Annotated in this window: 15 protein-coding genes; 6 read left to right on the top strand and 9 right to left on the bottom strand. The window is 71.1% G+C overall.

Annotated elements, in window-relative coordinates:
• Positions 1-30: 30 nt before the first annotated feature.
• The 3 genes from AB0K67_RS12860 to AB0K67_RS12850 all read right to left on the bottom strand — a co-directional run bounded on the left by AB0K67_RS12860 (position 31) and on the right by AB0K67_RS12850 (position 3,675).
• Positions 31-531: a WYL domain-containing protein gene (locus AB0K67_RS12860; protein ID WP_364057752.1), complete on the bottom strand. Its 501-nt coding sequence runs from the start codon at positions 529-531 to the stop codon at positions 31-33.
• Between the two features lie 242 nt (positions 532-773).
• On the bottom strand, positions 774-2,612 hold the full coding sequence (gene ilvD / locus AB0K67_RS12855) for a dihydroxy-acid dehydratase (RefSeq protein ID WP_364057749.1): 1,839 nt from the start codon (positions 2,610-2,612) through the stop codon (positions 774-776).
• Positions 2,613-2,844: 232 nt separating this feature from the next.
• Positions 2,845-3,675, bottom strand: a complete 831-nt coding sequence (locus AB0K67_RS12850) for a nuclease-related domain-containing protein (RefSeq protein ID WP_364057746.1) — start codon at positions 3,673-3,675, stop codon at positions 2,845-2,847.
• 140 nt (positions 3,676-3,815) lie between these two features.
• Here AB0K67_RS12850 and AB0K67_RS12845 point away from each other — a divergent pair, with 140 nt between their 5' ends.
• From AB0K67_RS12845 to AB0K67_RS12835, 3 genes are read left to right on the top strand one after another with little or no spacing between them, the layout of a single operon-like run.
• Positions 3,816-5,222 carry an amidase gene (locus tag AB0K67_RS12845; RefSeq protein WP_364057743.1) on the top strand — a complete coding sequence of 469 codons (1,407 nt, stop codon included), beginning with the start codon at positions 3,816-3,818 and terminating at the stop codon, positions 5,220-5,222.
• Positions 5,223-5,274: 52 nt separating this feature from the next.
• The gene (locus tag AB0K67_RS12840) at positions 5,275-5,565 is read left to right on the top strand and encodes a hypothetical protein (protein ID WP_364057740.1); all 291 of its coding nucleotides are present in this window, start codon (positions 5,275-5,277) and stop codon (positions 5,563-5,565) included.
• Positions 5,566-5,619: 54 nt separating this feature from the next.
• Positions 5,620-5,982: a TPM domain-containing protein gene (locus AB0K67_RS12835; RefSeq protein WP_364057737.1), complete on the top strand. Its 363-nt coding sequence runs from the start codon at positions 5,620-5,622 to the stop codon at positions 5,980-5,982.
• Between the two features lie 82 nt (positions 5,983-6,064).
• On the opposite strand, the gene AB0K67_RS12830 is transcribed toward AB0K67_RS12835, so the two are convergent.
• From AB0K67_RS12830 to pepN, 3 genes are all read right to left on the bottom strand, one after another.
• Positions 6,065-7,015 carry a hypothetical protein gene (locus tag AB0K67_RS12830; RefSeq protein ID WP_364057734.1) on the bottom strand — a complete coding sequence of 317 codons (951 nt, stop codon included), beginning with the start codon at positions 7,013-7,015 and terminating at the stop codon, positions 6,065-6,067.
• A gap of 170 nt (positions 7,016-7,185) precedes the next feature.
• Complete coding sequence (locus tag AB0K67_RS12825; protein WP_364057731.1) at positions 7,186-8,493, bottom strand: protein kinase; 1,308 nt, start codon at positions 8,491-8,493, stop codon at positions 7,186-7,188.
• Positions 8,494-8,587: 94 nt separating this feature from the next.
• On the bottom strand, positions 8,588-11,152 hold the full coding sequence (pepN, locus tag AB0K67_RS12820; protein ID WP_364057728.1) for an aminopeptidase N: 2,565 nt from the start codon (positions 11,150-11,152) through the stop codon (positions 8,588-8,590).
• Between the two features lie 89 nt (positions 11,153-11,241).
• Here pepN and AB0K67_RS12815 point away from each other — a divergent pair, with 89 nt between their 5' ends.
• Entirely contained in the window at positions 11,242-11,862 is a 621-nt protein-coding gene (locus AB0K67_RS12815; protein WP_364057725.1) for a disulfide bond formation protein DsbA, read from the top strand.
• A 100-nt stretch (positions 11,863-11,962) separates the two neighbouring features.
• On the top strand, positions 11,963-13,366 hold the full coding sequence (locus AB0K67_RS12810) for an aldehyde dehydrogenase family protein (RefSeq protein ID WP_364057722.1): 1,404 nt from the start codon (positions 11,963-11,965) through the stop codon (positions 13,364-13,366).
• Between the two features lie 278 nt (positions 13,367-13,644).
• Here the strand turns inward: AB0K67_RS12810 and AB0K67_RS12805 are convergent, their stop codons facing one another.
• A complete protein-coding gene (locus AB0K67_RS12805; protein ID WP_364057719.1) occupies positions 13,645-14,376 on the bottom strand; it encodes an SDR family oxidoreductase in 732 nt (243 codons plus the stop codon).
• A gap of 10 nt (positions 14,377-14,386) precedes the next feature.
• Positions 14,387-14,872, bottom strand: a complete 486-nt coding sequence (gene def / locus AB0K67_RS12800; protein ID WP_364057716.1) for a peptide deformylase — start codon at positions 14,870-14,872, stop codon at positions 14,387-14,389.
• Between the two features lie 98 nt (positions 14,873-14,970).
• On the opposite strand from def, the gene AB0K67_RS12795 reads away from it, so the two are divergent.
• Positions 14,971-15,441, top strand: a complete 471-nt coding sequence (locus AB0K67_RS12795) for a ribose-5-phosphate isomerase (protein WP_364057713.1) — start codon at positions 14,971-14,973, stop codon at positions 15,439-15,441.
• Here the strand turns inward: AB0K67_RS12795 and AB0K67_RS12790 are convergent, their stop codons facing one another.
• A complete protein-coding gene (locus AB0K67_RS12790; protein WP_364057710.1) occupies positions 15,442-15,588 on the bottom strand; it encodes a hypothetical protein in 147 nt (48 codons plus the stop codon).
• Between the last annotated feature and the right edge of the window lie 62 nt (positions 15,589-15,650).

The raw sequence follows: 15,650 nt of genomic DNA, 5'->3' as shown, positions 1-15,650 counted from the left end.
TCTCGCGCCGCGCCCAGGGGTGACCGGGTGTTACGCGGCGTTGGACGCGCGCCGCTTGCGGCGCTGGAACGGCAGGAAGCGGTCGGCGAGGTGCGGCCTGGACGGCGTCAGCGTCGGCTCGACCGCGATGATCCGGTCGAACCTGAACGCCCTGATCGCCCGGCGCATCCGGCACACGCCGACGAGGTACCAGTATTCGCGGTGCACCAGGCACGTCACCGGCTCCACGTCACGGACGGTCACGTGACCGGAGGCGTCGCGGTAGTGCAGGCGGACGTTGAGCCGGCTGGTGATGGCGTCGGCCATGAGCCTGGCCCGCGCGGCGACGTCGGCGGGCAGCGGCTCGGTGAGGGTCGTGAGCGTGGTGGCGATGACGTCGTCGTCGAGGTCGAGGTGCTGGAAGGCGTGCTGCAGGCCACGCCGTGCGGTGACGGCCTGCGGCCCCGCCCCGAGGTGGGCGAGGGAGAGAGCGAGGGCGGCGATCTCGGCGGTCGTCAGCGGGCGGGAATCGTGCTTCACGACTGTCGTCATACCCCAACAATAGAGATGACCGCCGACAGTTTTCGAAAGTCTGTCCGGAAGGACAGTCCTCTCATCAGGCGCTGCAGGAAGGGTGGTCCACAGCCGGTCCGGCCGGAGGCGCGGCAGGTCGAGCGGGATGAGGCCCGCGCGGAAGGCCAGGACGAACGACGAACGGTTCCGAGCCGGACGCCACGACCGCGTTCATGGAAGAACCCCCGCCGGAGGGCGGCGGGGGTTCGTTCCGTCAGAGGTCAGCGGGAGAGCTGCGAGAGGTCGCGAGAGGCGCCCGTGGAGGCGGACGTCGTCATCGCCGCGTACGCCTGCAGCGCCGCGCTCACCGGCCGGTTGCGGTCGCGCGGACGGTAGCCGCCCAGGTCGGCCAGCAGCCGCTCGCGCCGCCGCGCCAGCTCGTCATCGGAGACCCGCAGCTCCAGGGTCCGGTTGGGGATGTCGATGTCGATGATGTCGCCGTCCTCGATCAGCGCGATCGCCCCGCCCTCGGCCGCCTCGGGGGAGGCGTGGCCGATGGACAGACCGGAGGTGCCGCCGGAGAAGCGCCCGTCGGTGATCAGCGCGCACGCCTTGCCCAGGCCCTTGCCCTTGAGGAAGGACGTCGGGTAGAGCATCTCCTGCATGCCGGGGCCGCCCTTGGGGCCTTCGTACCGGACGATGACCACGTCGCCGGCCTTGACCCGGCCGCCGAGGATGCCGTCGACGGCCTGCTCCTGCGACTCGAACACCACGGCGGGGCCGCTGAACTTCCAGATCGACTCGTCCACGCCGGCGGTCTTGACCACGGCGCCGTCGCGGGCGATGTTGCCGTACAGGACGGCCAGGCCGCCGTCTGCGGTGTAGGCGTGCTCGATGTCGCGGATGCAGCCGTTCTCGCGGTCGAGGTCGAGGGTGTCCCAGCGGTTGTCCTGGGAGTACGCCTTGACCGTGCGGACGTTGCCGGGCGCCGCGTGCCACAGCTCGACGGCCTCGGGCTTGACCGACGGCGAGCGCACGTCCCAGGCGGCCAGCACGTCGCCGAGCGTGCCGCCGGCGACCGTGTTCACGTCGCGGTGGATCAGCCCGGCCCGGTCGAGCTCGCCCAGGATGGCGGGGATGCCGCCGGCGCGGTGAACGTCCTCGACGTGGTACTTCGCGGTGGCGGGGGCGACCTTGCACAGGCACGGCACCCGCAGCGAGAGCTCGTTGATCTCCTTGAGCCCGAAGTCGACCTGCGCCTCGCGGGCGGCGGCCAGCAGGTGCAGGATCGTGTTGGTCGAGCCGCCCATGGCGACGTCGAGTGCCATCGCGTTCTCGAACGCCTCGCGGGTGGCGATCGAGCGCGGCAGCACCGACTCGTCGCCGTCCTCGTAGTAGCGGCGGGTGGTCTCGACGAGCTTCCTGCCGGCGTCCTCGAAGAGCTGCTTGCGGGCCTTGTGGGTGGCCAGCACGGTGCCGTTGCCGGGCAGCGCCAGGCCGATGGCCTCGGTCAGGCAGTTCATCGAGTTGGCGGTGAACATGCCGGAGCACGAGCCGCAGGTCGGGCAGGCGTTCTCCTCCATCTGCAGCAGCTCGGCGTCGGAGACGGAGTCGTCGGCGGAGGCGATCATGGGGTCGATCAGGTCGAGCTTCTTGCCGGGCGTCTTGCCGGCCTCCATGGGACCGCCCGACACGAAGATCGTCGGGATGTTCAGCCGGAACGCCGCGAGCAGCATGCCCGGCGTGATCTTGTCACAGTTGGAGACACAGATCAGCGCGTCGGCACAGTGGGCGTTGACCATGTATTCGACGGCGTCGGCGATCAGCTCGCGCGACGGCAGCGAGTAGAGCATGCCGCCGTGGCCCATGGCGATGCCGTCGTCGACCGCGATCGTGTTGAACTCGCGGGGGATCGCCCCGGCCTCCCTGATCGCCGCGGACACCACATCGCCCACCTCGCGCAGATGCACATGACCGGGGACGAACTGCGTGAAGCTATTGGCCACCGCGATGATGGGCTTGCCGAAATCGCTCCCGGCTACGCCGGTCGCCCGGAGCAGGGCCCGGGCACCGGCCATGTTCCTGCCATGGGTGACTGTACGTGACCTGAGGGCGGGCATTGGCGCTTCTCCCATCGCTTAGTGAGTCTTCACATGGTACGACCACCGCCCGGTAAATGAGACGACTGTCCAGACGGCGGACAGCCGTTATCCGATCGTGCCCTTCAAGATCGACGAGGCCATGACAAGCGGCCGCCCGCCTCGGAGAGCGAGGCGGGCGGCCGGTGACGTCAGCGGGGGATCGCGGGGATCCCGGCGGAGAGCAGGGGCTCGCCGAAGGGGCGTGGGGGGATCAGTCCTCGCCGTAACGCGGGGGCAGCACCTGCGCGGCGATCTCGTAGATGCGGTCGATCTCGGCGGCGGTCAGCGCCCGCTCGCGCTTGGTGATCCACTTGCGAGCCCGGTGGCCCTCGTAGACGTCCACGTCGCGAATGGTCATGATCTTCCATGGGACCGCGGGGCCGTAGATGGCCAGCGACGGCACGACCGAGATCTCGCGGCCGAACTTCTCGCTGATCAGCTTGCTGGCCTCGGACGCCTCCCACTTGGCCTCGGAGAGCCGGTCCTTCTTGTCGAACGGGCCGTGGAAGAGCTTCTTGCCCATCTGCACGCGTACGGGCAGACGGCGATCCCACTTCTCGGAGTCGACCGCGTAGACGCCCGTGGGACCCACCACCAGATGGTCGATCTGCGCCTCGCTGCCCGGAATCGCCCGGGCGTGCAGCGTGCGGTAGCCGCTGCGTTCGAGTCTGCGCAACTGCGCTTCGGTGCGGCGCTCGGCCACCGACGTGCGCCGCCACGCGGGCACGGACGAGTTGGACCGCGAACGGTAGATCGCCTCCGCGATGGCCGCGATCACACCGGCGGTCACTCCGATCCGCCAGTCGCGCACGAGGAAGCCCACCACGATCGCGACGGCCACGCCCAGCAGGACGCGGTTGCGCAGGCGGCGGACCCGTGGTTGCTGCAGCAGGCTGAGCACGGACGCGCGCTCGACCGGCGCGTACGTGGAAGTGGGCGCCGAAGGCTTCGCAGCGGCGGTCTGCTCGCTGCTTTCTGGCCGGTCGCTCACCCAGATGGGCGAGGTGTTGTGACCGTCTTCACGCTGGTTGTCGGAGTCCACGCAACTCACCGTAGCCCGGGGTTTCAATCGATTCCTAGTGTTGCCGCGTCCATAGTTTTATGGCCCGGCTCATCGTGTTCCACGCAGGTTTTCGGGGTATGTCTTCTGTTCTTCTCTAGAGATGCCCGAGGGGTCCGAACGTGCCTGAACTCCATGAGCTCTCCGCGCTCGATCAAGCCCGCTCCATCCGTTCGCGCGACATCTCACCCGTCGAGCTCACGCGCCACTACCTCGACCGGATCGAACGCATCGACCCGGGCATCGGAGCGTACGTGACCGTGACCGGCGAGCAGGCACTCGACCAGGCACGACGCATGGAACGCGAGCTGCCCGACGGACCGCTCGCCGGAGTGCCCGTCCCGGTGAAAGATCTTAACCTGGTGAAGGACGTTCCGATCGGTTTCGGCTCGGCCACATACCGTGACTTCGTGGCGCCCGTGGACGACACCATCGTCGTACGCCTGCGCGAGGCCGGCACGATCATGCTCGGCAAGACCGCCACGCCCGAGTTCGGCCTGCCCTGCTACACCGAGACCGCGGTCGGACCGCCCGCCCGCTCCCCGTGGGACTTGCGCACGTCGGCGGGCGGATCCAGCGGGGGAGCCGCCGCGGCCGTGGCCGCCGGGCTCGCCCCCGCCGCCCAGGGCAGCGACGGCGCCGGCTCGATCCGCATCCCCGCCTCCGTCTGCGGCCTGTACGGCATCAAGCCCACGCGCGGCCGCATCAGCTTCGCCCCGATCATCCCCGACCTGGCCGGGCTGTCCACCAACGGCCCCATCGCGAGGACCGTCGCCGACGCCGCCGCCCTGCTCGACGTCATGGCGCACAACATGCCCGGTGACCTCTACCTGGCGCCGCCGCACGAGGGCACGTTCCTGGAGTGCGCCCGCCGCGAACCCGGACGGCTGCGCATCGCCCGCTACGCCGATCCCGTCGTGCCGGAGGCGGAGGTCCATCCTGAGGTGCTGCTCGCGTACGAGGAGGCCGCCAAGACCCTCGCCGACCTCGGCCACGACGTCGTCGAGATCCCCCGGCCCTTCGGCCCCGAGCTGGTGCCCGCGTTCGTCACCCTCTGGTACGCCTTCGCCTGCATGCACCCCGTACCCAAGGAGAACGAGCACCTGCTGCGGCCGCTCACCCGCTGGCTGCGCGAGCGCGGCGACGCCACCACCGCGCCCGACTTCCTCCAGGCGCAGGCACGGCTCCAGCTCGCCACCCGCGCCGCCCTGGAGATCACGAACGCCTACGACGCCGTCCTCACCCCGACCGTCACCCAGCCGCCGCGCCCCGTCGGCTGGTTCGAGGACGTGCACGATCCCGAGGAGACGTTCGAGCGGATGAAGCGCTTCGCCGCCTTCCCCGCCATCTACAACGTCACCGGCCAGCCCGCCGTGAACCTCCCGCTCCACTGGAGCGCCGACGGGCTGCCCATCGGCGTCATGCTGGCCGGCCGGATCGGCGGCGAGGGCCTGCTGATCTCCCTGTCGGCCCAGGTCGAGGCGGCCAAGGGCGGCTTCTGGGGCGACCGGCGGCCACCGATCTGGTGAGACACCCGCGCCGGGTCTGGCCGGACTCAACGGTGCGGTCTACGGTCATGGCATGAACAGCGCGGCAGAGATCCTGCTCGTCCTCATCGGGGGGTCCATGGGGCTGTTCGTTCTGATCAGCCTGCTCGTCCTGGTGCCCGGACGCGGCGGGCCCCGCCCCGACCGCTCCGGCCCCGTCTGGCTGGGCGGTCCCTCCAGGAGCGAACGCGGAGTGAGCACGTCCGGCGTGGTGCTGGCGGACCGGGTGCCGCAGTGGGCCGAGACGCCTGAGCACGACTGGCGCGCCCTCGCCGAGACCGCCGAACCGAGCGGCCGCGTCGGCGGCGCCTCAGCGGGCTGGTGAGGCGGCCGTGCGAGGACTGACCGCCGCGCAAGCCGGGTCGCGGGGAGGTGCCCGATGCGGGGACTGACCGCCGCGCAGGCCGACGACATCAGGCAGGCGCTGCACACCGCCGAGCGTCGCAGCGGCCTGCGCTTCGCCCTCTACCTGGGCGAACCCGCCGGCCCGCGCCGCCACTTCGCCGAACGCCTGCACGCCGCGCTCGGCCCCGAGGCCCCCGACGCCGTGGTCGTCTTCGTCGACCCGGCGGGGCGCGGCCTGGAAATCGTCACCGGCGAGAACGCCAGGCGGCGGCTCAGCGATGCCGCCTGCCGCCTCGTCGCGATGTCGATGGCCACCGCGTTCAGCGTGGGCGACATCGCCGGCGGCCTCCTGTACGGCGTCGCCGCCCTGGGCGAGCAGGCCACCGCCCGCCGCTGACCTCGGTCGCGTACCGCCGCGCCGGGAGCGGCAGGACGGCGGCGAGGAGGGGACGGCGAGGAGGGGACGGCGAGGAGGGGACTCAGAGACGTTCGAGGAGGGTGATGATGTGCTTGCTGACGCCCTCCAGCAGCCTCGACGGCTCAATGGGGGAGTCGGCGATCGCCGAGAACAGCGACGGCAGCCCCGGCAGCGGGAACCCGTCGTCCTTCAGCGCGGCCGCGCCCACGGCGTTCTTGTCCAGCGTGGCCCGGCTGCGCTCCCAGGCGTCCAGCACCTCCTCCGGCGACGGCACCCCGAACCCGTGGCCCACCGGCGCCGCGTGGCGCAGCCGTACGAGCGGGGTGTCGGCGAAGGCCAGCGCCGTACGGGCCCGCGTCTCCAGGCCGGCCCGCGCCTCGGGATCGATCCAATCCATGGCCGTGCAGGGGTTGCGGCAGGTGGCCACGCACACCGCCAGCGCCCCGGCCACCTGGCTGTGCTGCCGGTCGAAGTACGCCCGCCACCCCTCGGCGGGCTCCACCGACACGCGCAACGTACGGTTCGTGGCGGACTGCTCGGACTTGGTGTGATCGCACTCCCGATCCCCGATCACCCCGAACCTGCTCCCCACCGCGCTCAGCCCCTCCGGCCACTTCGCCGGGTCCCCGGCGTGGCCGAGCTGCGGCTCGAACGCCAGCAGCGGCAGGTACTCGCTGGCGATGTGCACGGCCGCGATCATCGGGCTGAGCTCGCGCCGGTCCCACCGGGCCGCGATGACCTCCAGCAGCAGTCCGTACGCGGGCCGCAGCGACTCCAGGGCACCGCGCGGCTGCTGGCGCGGGGTCTGCGGCATGTGGCATGCGCGGGCCTGCCGCCGCAGGTCGGCGGGCACCGCGCGGGCCTCGGCCGCGAAGTCCTCGGCGTCGAGCGAGAGCAGCCGCTGCCCGAACTCGCACACGTCCGCGATCTCCGCGGCGGATACGAGCGCGCCGAGATCGGCGAAGGCGTAGCGGCGGGCGAGGGCGATGAGCAGGTCACGAGTCGAGTCCACGCGACGACTTTCTCACGTTCGGCCGACGATTACGGAAATGAACCCCTTCTCGCCGCGACCCGAGCGTGGAACGCCCCGGCCGAGGCGCGCCGGAACCGAACGCGGGAGCCGCCGCAGCGGCGCCCGTCAGCACAAGCCGAACTGGCGCTACGGCCACCAGCGGGCGGAGGTCAGGGGCAAGGGGCGCGGATGCACTGGATCTTGCCGGGCGGCTTGCCGATCGACGGCTCCGCGGTGGGCTCCTCCGGCCCGGGCGTCAGCGTCGGCTGCTCGTCCGTCGGCTCGGGCTCTGGCTCGGGCTCGGAGGTCGTGGTGGGCGGCGACGTGGGCGTGCGGGTGGGGGTGGTGGGCTCCACACTGGGCTGCGGGGCGGTGGGCACGGGCGACTTGACGGACGCCGTCGGCTTGGGGGTGTGTGAGCGTTTGACCGGCTGCGTCGTAGGCCGCTTGGTGCCGGCCGTCGGCGTGGGCGGCTCGATGTCGACCGGCGTGCCGAGGAAGGTGGGCGGCGAGACGGTGGCCCCGCCGCTGGTCGGCTCGGCGGGACGCCACCACACCCACCCGGCCATGACGGCCGTCACGAGCACGGCGACGGCCATGGTGAGCCCGGCCCGCAGGGCCTTGTTGCGCCGCCGCGGCGCGGGCAGCTCGCGCGGCGCGCTGAGCGCCCTGCGCGCCGCCTCGGCCATCTGCGGCGCGGACTGCCAGCGCGCCTCGGGCGACTTCTCCAGCGCCCTGGCGACGACCTGCCGCGGCCCCGGCGGCACGCTGTCGGGCAGCCGGGGCACGGGCGAATTGAGGTGCTTGAAGATGATCTGTACGGGGGTGTCACCCTGGAACGGCAGCTGCCCGCTCAGGCACTCGTACGCCACCACGCCGAGCGCGTAGATGTCGACGGCCGGCGTGACGTCGCTGGCGGTGGCCATCTCGGGCGCGCAGTAGCCGGCCGAGCAGAGCATGGTGCCGGTCGCGGTGAGGTTGCCCGCCGAGGCCGAGTGGGCGATGCCGAAGTCGGTGAGCACCACGCCGCCGCCGGCCCTGACCATGAGGTTGGCCGGTTTGACGTCGCGGTGGACGATGCCCTGGGCGTGGGCGGCGGCCAGCGCGTCGGCGACCTCCGCGACCAGCCGCATGGTGGCCTCGACGCCGAGCGGTCCGCGCCGCAGCACGCGGTCGAGCGACTCGCCCTCGACGTAGGCCATCACCAGGAAGCTGACCCGCCGGCCCTCCACCTCGCAGACGCCGTAGTCGTAGACGTCGACGACGCCGGGGTGCCGCAGGGTGGCCATGGCCCTGGCTTCGTTCTGGAAGCGCTGGATGAAGGTCGGGTCCTCGCTGAGCGCCGGCATCAGCACCTTGACCGCGACCGTGCGGCCGAGCACGGTGTCGTCGGCACGCCAGACCTCGCCCATGCCGCCTCCGCCGAGGCGGTCGCCGAGCACGTAGCGGTCGTTGAGGGTGGTCCCCGGGCCTAGCACTGTTCGAGGCTAACACCGCTGCCGCGGCGACACCGTCAACTCCGTGTAGCCGGTAGGCCACCGAGACCTACCGGCTACACCGATGAGACCCGATTCAGGCCGAAGCGGCGTCCTTCTCCCGGTTGCGCAGGGCGCGGCCGACGCCGTCGGCGCCCTCCAGGACGAGCCGGCGCAGCGCCTGCGGCGGCTGGGCGTCGTCGAGGAAGCGCTGGGCGGCCTCCACCGTGGCCGGCTCGATGAGCAGCGCGGGGAAGCAGCCCGTGGCGAACGTCGACGCCTGGTCGAACGTCCACTCCTTGTAGATGCGCCCGACCTCGGCGAAGTACTTCTCCCGGTACGGCGCGAGCAGCTCCACGTGGTGCGGGTCCTGGAACCCGGCGATGGTGGCCCTGGCGATGTGGTTGGCCAGCTTGCCGCTCACGATGCGCTCCCACGCCGCCGCCTTGGCCTCGGCCGTCGGGATGGCGGCCCGGCACGTGGCGGCCGAGCGCTCGCCGGTGGCGGTGGGGTCGCGGCGCAGCTCGGCCTCGATGTCGTCCGCGCCGCGCCGCCCGCCGGAGACCAGCGCCTGCAGCAGCGTCCAGCGCAGGTCGGTGTCCACGGCCAGGCCCTCGGGCACCGAGGTGCCGTCGAGGATGTCCTGCAGCAGGTCGAGGTCGGCGGGCGAGGTGGCGACGGCGGCGAACGCCTGCACGAACGCGAGCTGGTGGTCGGAGCCCGGCTCTGCGGCGGCGATCAGCTTGCGCAGCTCGGTGGCCAGCAGCGCCAGGCCCTCCGCGCGCCAGGCCGGGTCGGCGTACTGCTGCACGGCCTGGCGGGCCTGGCGCAGCACCGCCTGCAGGACCGTGAGGTCGCTGACCGTGGCGACGCCGGAGACGACGAGCCTGACGTAGTCGCGGGTGGACATCTCGCCGTCGCGGGTCATGTCCCAGGCCGCCGACCAGCACAGCGCGCGCGGCAGCGACTCGGTGAACTTCGCGATGCCGCCGTCGACCAGCGTCCGCAGCGAGCGCTCGTCGAGGCGGATCTTGGCGTAGGTGAGGTCGTCGTCGTTGAGCAGCACCAGGTCGGGCTGCTCGGCCCCGACCAGCTCGGCCACCTTCGTACGGGCGCCGACGACGTCGAGCTCGACCCGCTTGGTCCTGGTCAGCTCGCCGTCGGCGAGCTTGTACAGGCCGATCGCGATGCGGTGCGAACGCAGCGTCGGGTAGTCGGCGGGGGCCTCCTGCAGCACCTCGAACGAGGTGAAGCGGCCGTCGGACACCTCGAACTCCGGCCGCAGCGTGTTGACCCAGGAGGTCTCCAGCCACTCCTTCGACCAGGAGGACAGGTCCCGGCCCGAGGTGCGCTCGAGGGCGTCGAGCAGGTCCTTCAGCTCGGTGTTGCCCCAGGCGTGCTGGGCGAAGTAGTCGCGTACGCCGGCCAGGAAGTTGTCCAGCCCCACGTACGCGACGAGCTGCTTGAGCACGGAGGCGCCCTTGGCGTACGTGATGCCGTCGAAGTTGACCTCGACCGCCTGCATGTCGGGGATGTCGGCGGAGATGGGGTGCGTCGAGGGGAGCTGATCCTGGCGGTAGGCCCAGGCCTTCTCCACGTTCGCGAACGTCGTCCACGCGCCGCCGCCCCACCGGGTGGCCTCGGCCTGGGCGAGCACCGACATGTAGGTGGCGAACGACTCGTTGAGCCACAGGTCGTCCCACCAGCGCATGGTGACGAGGTCGCCGAACCACATGTGGGCCATCTCGTGCAGGATCGTCTCGGCGCGCCGCTCGACCAGGGCGTCGGTGACGCGGGAGCGGAAGACGTAGTCCTCCAGGAACGTCACGCAGCCCGCGTTCTCCATCGCGCCCGCGTTGAACTCGGGCACGAAGAGCTGGTCGTACTTGCCGAACGGGTAGCGCACGCCGAACACCCGGTGGAAGAAGTCGAAGCCCTGCCGGGTGACCTCGAGGATGTTGTCGGCGTCGAGGTGCTCGGCCAGCGAGGCGCGGCAGTAGACGCCGAGCGGGATGCCGTCGTGCTCGGAGGTCACCTTGTGGTACGGCCCGGCCACCAGCGCGGTGATGTAGGTGGAGATGGCCGGGGTGGGCGGGAACTCCCACCGCTTGGCCGCCTGCACCGTGCCGTGCTTGCCCTTGTGCTCGGGCAAGTCGGTCACCGTCTCGACGGCCGCGTTGGAGACGACCTCCCAGTCGGCGGGGGCCAGCACGGTGAGCTTGAACGCCGCCTTGAGATCGGGCTGGTCGAAGCACGCGTACATGCGGTGCGCGTCGGCCGTCTCGAACTGGCTGTGCAGGTAGACCTTCTGGTCAACCGGGTCGACGAAGCGGTGGAGTCCTTCGCCGGTGCGCATGTAGGTGCAGTCGGCGTCGATGACGAGCTCGTTGCTCTCGGCCAGCGACGGCAGCGGGAAGCGCCCGCGTTCGGCGTCGTAGGCCGACACGTCGAGGTCCTCGCCGTTGAGCGTGACCCGCCTGACGTTGGCGCCGTGCAGGTCGATGAAGGTGGACGACCCAGGAGCGGTGCTGGTGAAGCGGACCTTCGTGACGCTCTCGAAGCGCTCGTCTCCCTCGGTCAGGTCGAGTGCCACGTCGTACGACTCGACCGTCAGCAGCCGGGCGCGCTCGCGAGCCTCGTCCCGGGTCAGGTTGCCTGCCAACTTGTGCTCCTTTTCACCACTTCGTCGGGGTTGTCGGTATCCTGCCACGCCGGGAATAGGACCCGAACCACCTCAGGTTACGGGCTGACATGACAGAGAAGATTCCCGTGGACCTCTGGTTCGACCCCGCGTGTCCGTTCGCCTGGATCACATCGCGGTGGCTGCTCGAGGTCGAGAAGGTCCGGCCGATCGAGCCGCGCTGGCGGCAGATGTCGCTGTACTTCCTCAACGAGGAGAAGGACGTCCCCGCCGATTACCTTGAGCGCGCCGCGAAGGGCATGGGCTCCGTACGGGTCATCGCCGCGGCCGCCGCCAAGCACGGCGAGGAGTACATCGGGCGGCTCTACACCGCCATCGGCACCCGGCTGCACAACCAGGGCCTCGGCAAGGAGCCCGAGCGGCTGCGCGAGGTCATCGAAGACTCGCTCGACGAGGTCGGCCTCGACCGTTCGCTCGCCGACGAGATGCGCTCGGAGGAGTGGGACCCGGCCATCCGCGCCTCCCACGAGGAGGGCATCGGCCTGGTCGGCGAGGAGGTCGGCACCCCGATCATCCGCGTCGGCCAGAACGCGTTCTTCGGCCCGGTGATCACGAAGATCCTGCGCGGAGAGGACGCGGGCAAGCTCTGGGACGGCGTCCTCCAGGTCACCCAGTACGACGACTTCTTCGAACTGAAGCGCACCCGGACCAAGCGTCCGCAGTTCGACTGACACTCCGGGAGCAGAAAAGTCGGTCGCGGTGTAAAGGGGCTTATCCCTGATTATGGATGAGCCCTCGCGTCCAGGGCCCGGTCGCTGTCAGTATGGGGTCATGCGTCAGCTGTACATCGACGGCTCCTGGACCGCATCGGCTTCCGCCGAACCCATCGAGGTCGTGAACCCGGCCACGGAAGACGTCATCGACCATGTGCCCGCCGGCACCCCCGACGACGTCGAGTCGGCCGTGGCCGCGGCGCGGCGCGCCTTCCCGGCGTGGGCGCGCACGAGCCCCGCCGAGCGGGGCAGGCTGCTCGCCGAGGCGGCGGAGCTGCTGAGACAGCGATCGCATGACATGGCCAAGACGATCGCCACCGACATGGGTGCGCCGCTGGGGTTCGCGCTCAAGGTGCAGACGCTCATGCCCGCGACCGTCCTCGCCTCCTACGCCGAGCTGGCGGAAAGCCACCAGCGCGAGACGCGCACCGGCAACTCGCTGGTGGTCAAGGAGCCCGCCGGCGTCGTCGCGGCCATCACGCCGTGGAACTATCCGCTGCACCAGATCGTGTGCAAGGTCGCGCCCGCGCTGGCCGCCGGCTGCACGGTGGTGCTCAAGCCGAGCGAGGTGGCGCCGCTCGCCGCGTACGCGCTGACCGAGATCTTCGACGAGGTGGGACTGCCGCCCGGCGTGTTCAACCTCGTCAGCGGCCGCGGGCCCGTCGTCGGCGAGGCCATGGCCACCCACCCCGACGTCGACATGGTCTCCTTCACCGGCTCCACCGCCGCGGGCCGCAGGGTGGCCTCGCTGGCCGCCGAGACCGTCAAGCGGGTGGCGCTCGAGCTCGGCGGCAAGTCCGCCAACGTCATCCTGCCCGACGCCGACCTGCCGCTCGCGGTCAAGGTCGGCGTGGCCAACTGCTTCGTCAACGCCGGGCAGACCTGCTCGGCCTGGAGCCGCATGCTCGTCCAGCGCGACCAGTACGACGAGGCCGTGCGCCTGGCCGTCGAGTACGCCCGCGGCTACCGCGTCGGCGACCCCTTCGACGACTCCACCAAGATCGGCCCGCTGGTGTCGGCCGCCCAGCGCGACCGGGTCATCCGCTACATCATCCGGGGCGAGGAGGAGGGCGCCCGGCTGGTGGCCGGCGGCACCGAGCGGCCGCACGAGCGCGGCTACTACGTCGAGCCCACGGTCTTCGCGGGCGTGGAGCCGGGCATGACGATCGAGCAGGAGGAGATCTTCGGCCCGGTGCTGTCGCTGATCCCGTACCTCGACGAGGACGACGCCGTCAAGATCGCCAACGGCACCCGGTACGGCCTGGCCGGTGCCGTCTGGGCGGGCACCCAGGAGCGCGCGCTCGAGGTCGCCGGCCGCCTGCGCACCGGTCAGGTGTCGATCAACGGCGGCCGCTTCAACCCGATGGCCCCCTTCGGCGGCTACAAGCAGTCGGGGCTGGGCCGCGAGCTGGGCGAACAGGGCCTGGAAGAATTCTTCGAGATCAAGGCCCTGCACCTCTGACCGGCGTCCCGCGCTGCCTCATGCGCCCCCACGCCGCGAAGCGGCCTTGCGCCTCTCGCAGCAGCGCTCCGCCTCAGAGCGGGGCTGCGTCTGCGAGTGGCTCTGCGCCTCTGGGCGGTGCTGCGCCTCCGCGCGGCGCTCCTCCTCTCACCGGCTCTGCGCCCTCATCACAGGGACCTTGCGCCCCTGCTGGTGTCGGCCCCGCCGGGTTGCCGGGCGGCCCGGCCGGTCGGCACGAGCGTTTCAGGCGCGCAGCCGCCCGTGCCGCCGCGGTGGGCTCAGACGAGCAGGCCGCCCGTGGCCAGGATGTTCTGGCCGGTCACCCAGCGCCCGTCGGGCCCGGCCAGGAACGCCACCACCGCCGCGATGTCGTCGGGCCTGCCGAGCCGCCCCAGCGCGGTCATGGCAGGCGTGCGCTCCAGCGCCTCGGGCGGGTTGGCCCCGCGCAGCATGTCGGTGTCGGTGGCGCCGGACGAGACCGCGTTGACCGTGATGCCGCGCCCGCCGAGCTCGCGCGCGGCCACCTTGGCGAACTGCTCGATCGCCGCCTTGCTGGCGCAGTAGAGGGCCAGGGTGGGCGCGGGCACCTGGGTGTTGAGCGAGGAGACGTTGATGATCCGCCCGTTGTCGCGCATCACCCGGCCCGCCCACTGGATGGCCAGGAAGACGGCCTTGGTGTTGACCGCGAACACCCGGTCGTAATCTTCGTTCGTGATCGCGTCGATGGGCTTTTGCGCCTCGGCGGTGGCGGCGTTGTTGACCAGGATGTCGAGGCCGGGCAGCCGCGCCTCCGCCTCGGCGAACAGCCGCCGCAGGTCCTCCTCGTCGCCCACATCGGCGCGTACGGCGTGTGCGCCCGTTTCCTTGGCGACCTGCTCGGCCGCCTCGTCGGAGCTGCGGTAGCAGAAGACGACGTCGGCGCCGTCGGCGGCCAGGCGCTCGACGATCGCCTTTCCGATGCCTCTGGCGCCGCCGGTGACCAGCGCGCCCTTGCCGGAAAGTACGCTCATGCCGCCCAAGCTACGCCTGAAGCAGGATCGTCCGGGCCTCGGTTCGCGGCAGGCGATCAACATAGAGCTTGCCGTCGAGGTGGTCGGTCTCGTGCTGCAGGCAGCGGGCCAGCGAGCCGCGGGCCTTGAGCCGTACGGGCCGCTGCAGCCGGTCGAGGCCCTCGACGGACACGCCCGCCGCGCGGGCGACCGGAGCGTAGAGCGGCTTGCCCGTTCCCCGGTCGGTCACCGACAGGCAGCCCTCCTGGTCGATCACCTCTTCAGAGTCGTCGACGGTCAGCACCGGGTTGATCACGTGTCCCCTGCGCCCGGCGATGTCGTAGACGAACAGCCGCCGCGACACGCCGATCTGCGGGGCGGCGAGACCGACGCCGTTGACCGCGTACATGGCCTCGAACATCTCCTCGATGAGCCTGCGCAGCTCGCGGTCGAAGTCGGTCACCGGCTCCGCGGGCGTGCGCAGGACGGGGTCGCCGATGGCCCGGATCTCTCGCATGGGTCTTGCTCTCGCTTCCGTGTAAGGACTGGATGCGGCTAGGAGTCCTTACTGTAGCGGCCGCAACCCTTCATCGGGGGCTGTGAAAGACTGGAACCGTGCGTGTCTACATCGGTGCCGACCATGCCGGCTATGAGCTCAAGAACCACCTCGTGTCCTGGCTGAAGGACCATGGGCACGAGGTGACCGACTGCGGTCCCTTCGTCTACGACGCCGAGGACGACTACCCCGCGTTCGTGCTGCGCGCGGCCGAGGGCGTCGCGGGCGACCCTGGCAGCCTGGGCATCGTGATCGGCGGATCGGGCAACGGCGAGCAGATCGCCGCCAACAAGGTGCGCGGCATCCGCGCCGCCCTGGCCTGGAGCGAGGAGACGGCCAGGCTGGCCCGCGAGCACAACAACGCCAACATCGTCAGCGTCGGCGCTCGCATGCACTCCATCGAGGACGCCACCAGGTTCGTGGAGGTCTTCCTCTCCACGGCGTTCTCCGGCAGTGAGCGTCACAGCAGGCGCATCGCGCAGCTGACCTCCTACGAGACCATCGGCCAGCTGCCCTCGCTGCCGTCGTAGTCAGCCCTTGCGCTTGCCCTCGCGCCTGGGCATCTCATCACGCAGGGGCCGCCGGTCGGCGGCCTCCTGCTGCTGCTTCGACGGTCTCGACACGTCGCGGGCGCGCATGGCGACCACCGGCGTGATCTGCAGACTTTGCAGTGCCATGACTTCGAGCCTACGCCAGGATCCGGCGCCGGTCGCGGGACCGGCGCCGGGAAACCGGCCCT

The organism is Nonomuraea sp. NPDC052634 (assembly GCF_040678535.1).
Lineage (GTDB): Bacteria > Actinomycetota > Actinomycetes > Streptosporangiales > Streptosporangiaceae > Nonomuraea > Nonomuraea fastidiosa.
This window is presented reverse-complemented; position numbering and strand designations above follow the sequence as displayed.

What these genes read in the sequence shown, in the direction of transcription:
- AB0K67_RS12835 (WP_364057737.1), top strand. Translation starts at nt 5,620, where the DNA reads ATGCGGGGACTGACCGCCGCGCAGGCCGACGACATCAGGCAGGCGCTG.
- ilvD (WP_364057749.1), bottom strand. Translation starts at nt 2,612, where the DNA reads ATGCCCGCCCTCAGGTCACGTACAGTCACCCATGGCAGGAACATGGCC.
- def (WP_364057716.1), bottom strand. Translation starts at nt 14,872, where the DNA reads ATGCGAGAGATCCGGGCCATCGGCGACCCCGTCCTGCGCACGCCCGCG.
- AB0K67_RS12790 (WP_364057710.1), bottom strand. Translation starts at nt 15,588, where the DNA reads ATGGCACTGCAAAGTCTGCAGATCACGCCGGTGGTCGCCATGCGCGCC.
- AB0K67_RS12810 (WP_364057722.1), top strand. Translation starts at nt 11,963, where the DNA reads ATGCGTCAGCTGTACATCGACGGCTCCTGGACCGCATCGGCTTCCGCC.
- AB0K67_RS12860 (WP_364057752.1), bottom strand. Translation starts at nt 531, where the DNA reads ATGACGACAGTCGTGAAGCACGATTCCCGCCCGCTGACGACCGCCGAG.
- AB0K67_RS12815 (WP_364057725.1), top strand. Translation starts at nt 11,242, where the DNA reads ATGACAGAGAAGATTCCCGTGGACCTCTGGTTCGACCCCGCGTGTCCG.
- AB0K67_RS12840 (WP_364057740.1), top strand. Translation starts at nt 5,275, where the DNA reads ATGAACAGCGCGGCAGAGATCCTGCTCGTCCTCATCGGGGGGTCCATG.
- AB0K67_RS12805 (WP_364057719.1), bottom strand. Translation starts at nt 14,376, where the DNA reads ATGAGCGTACTTTCCGGCAAGGGCGCGCTGGTCACCGGCGGCGCCAGA.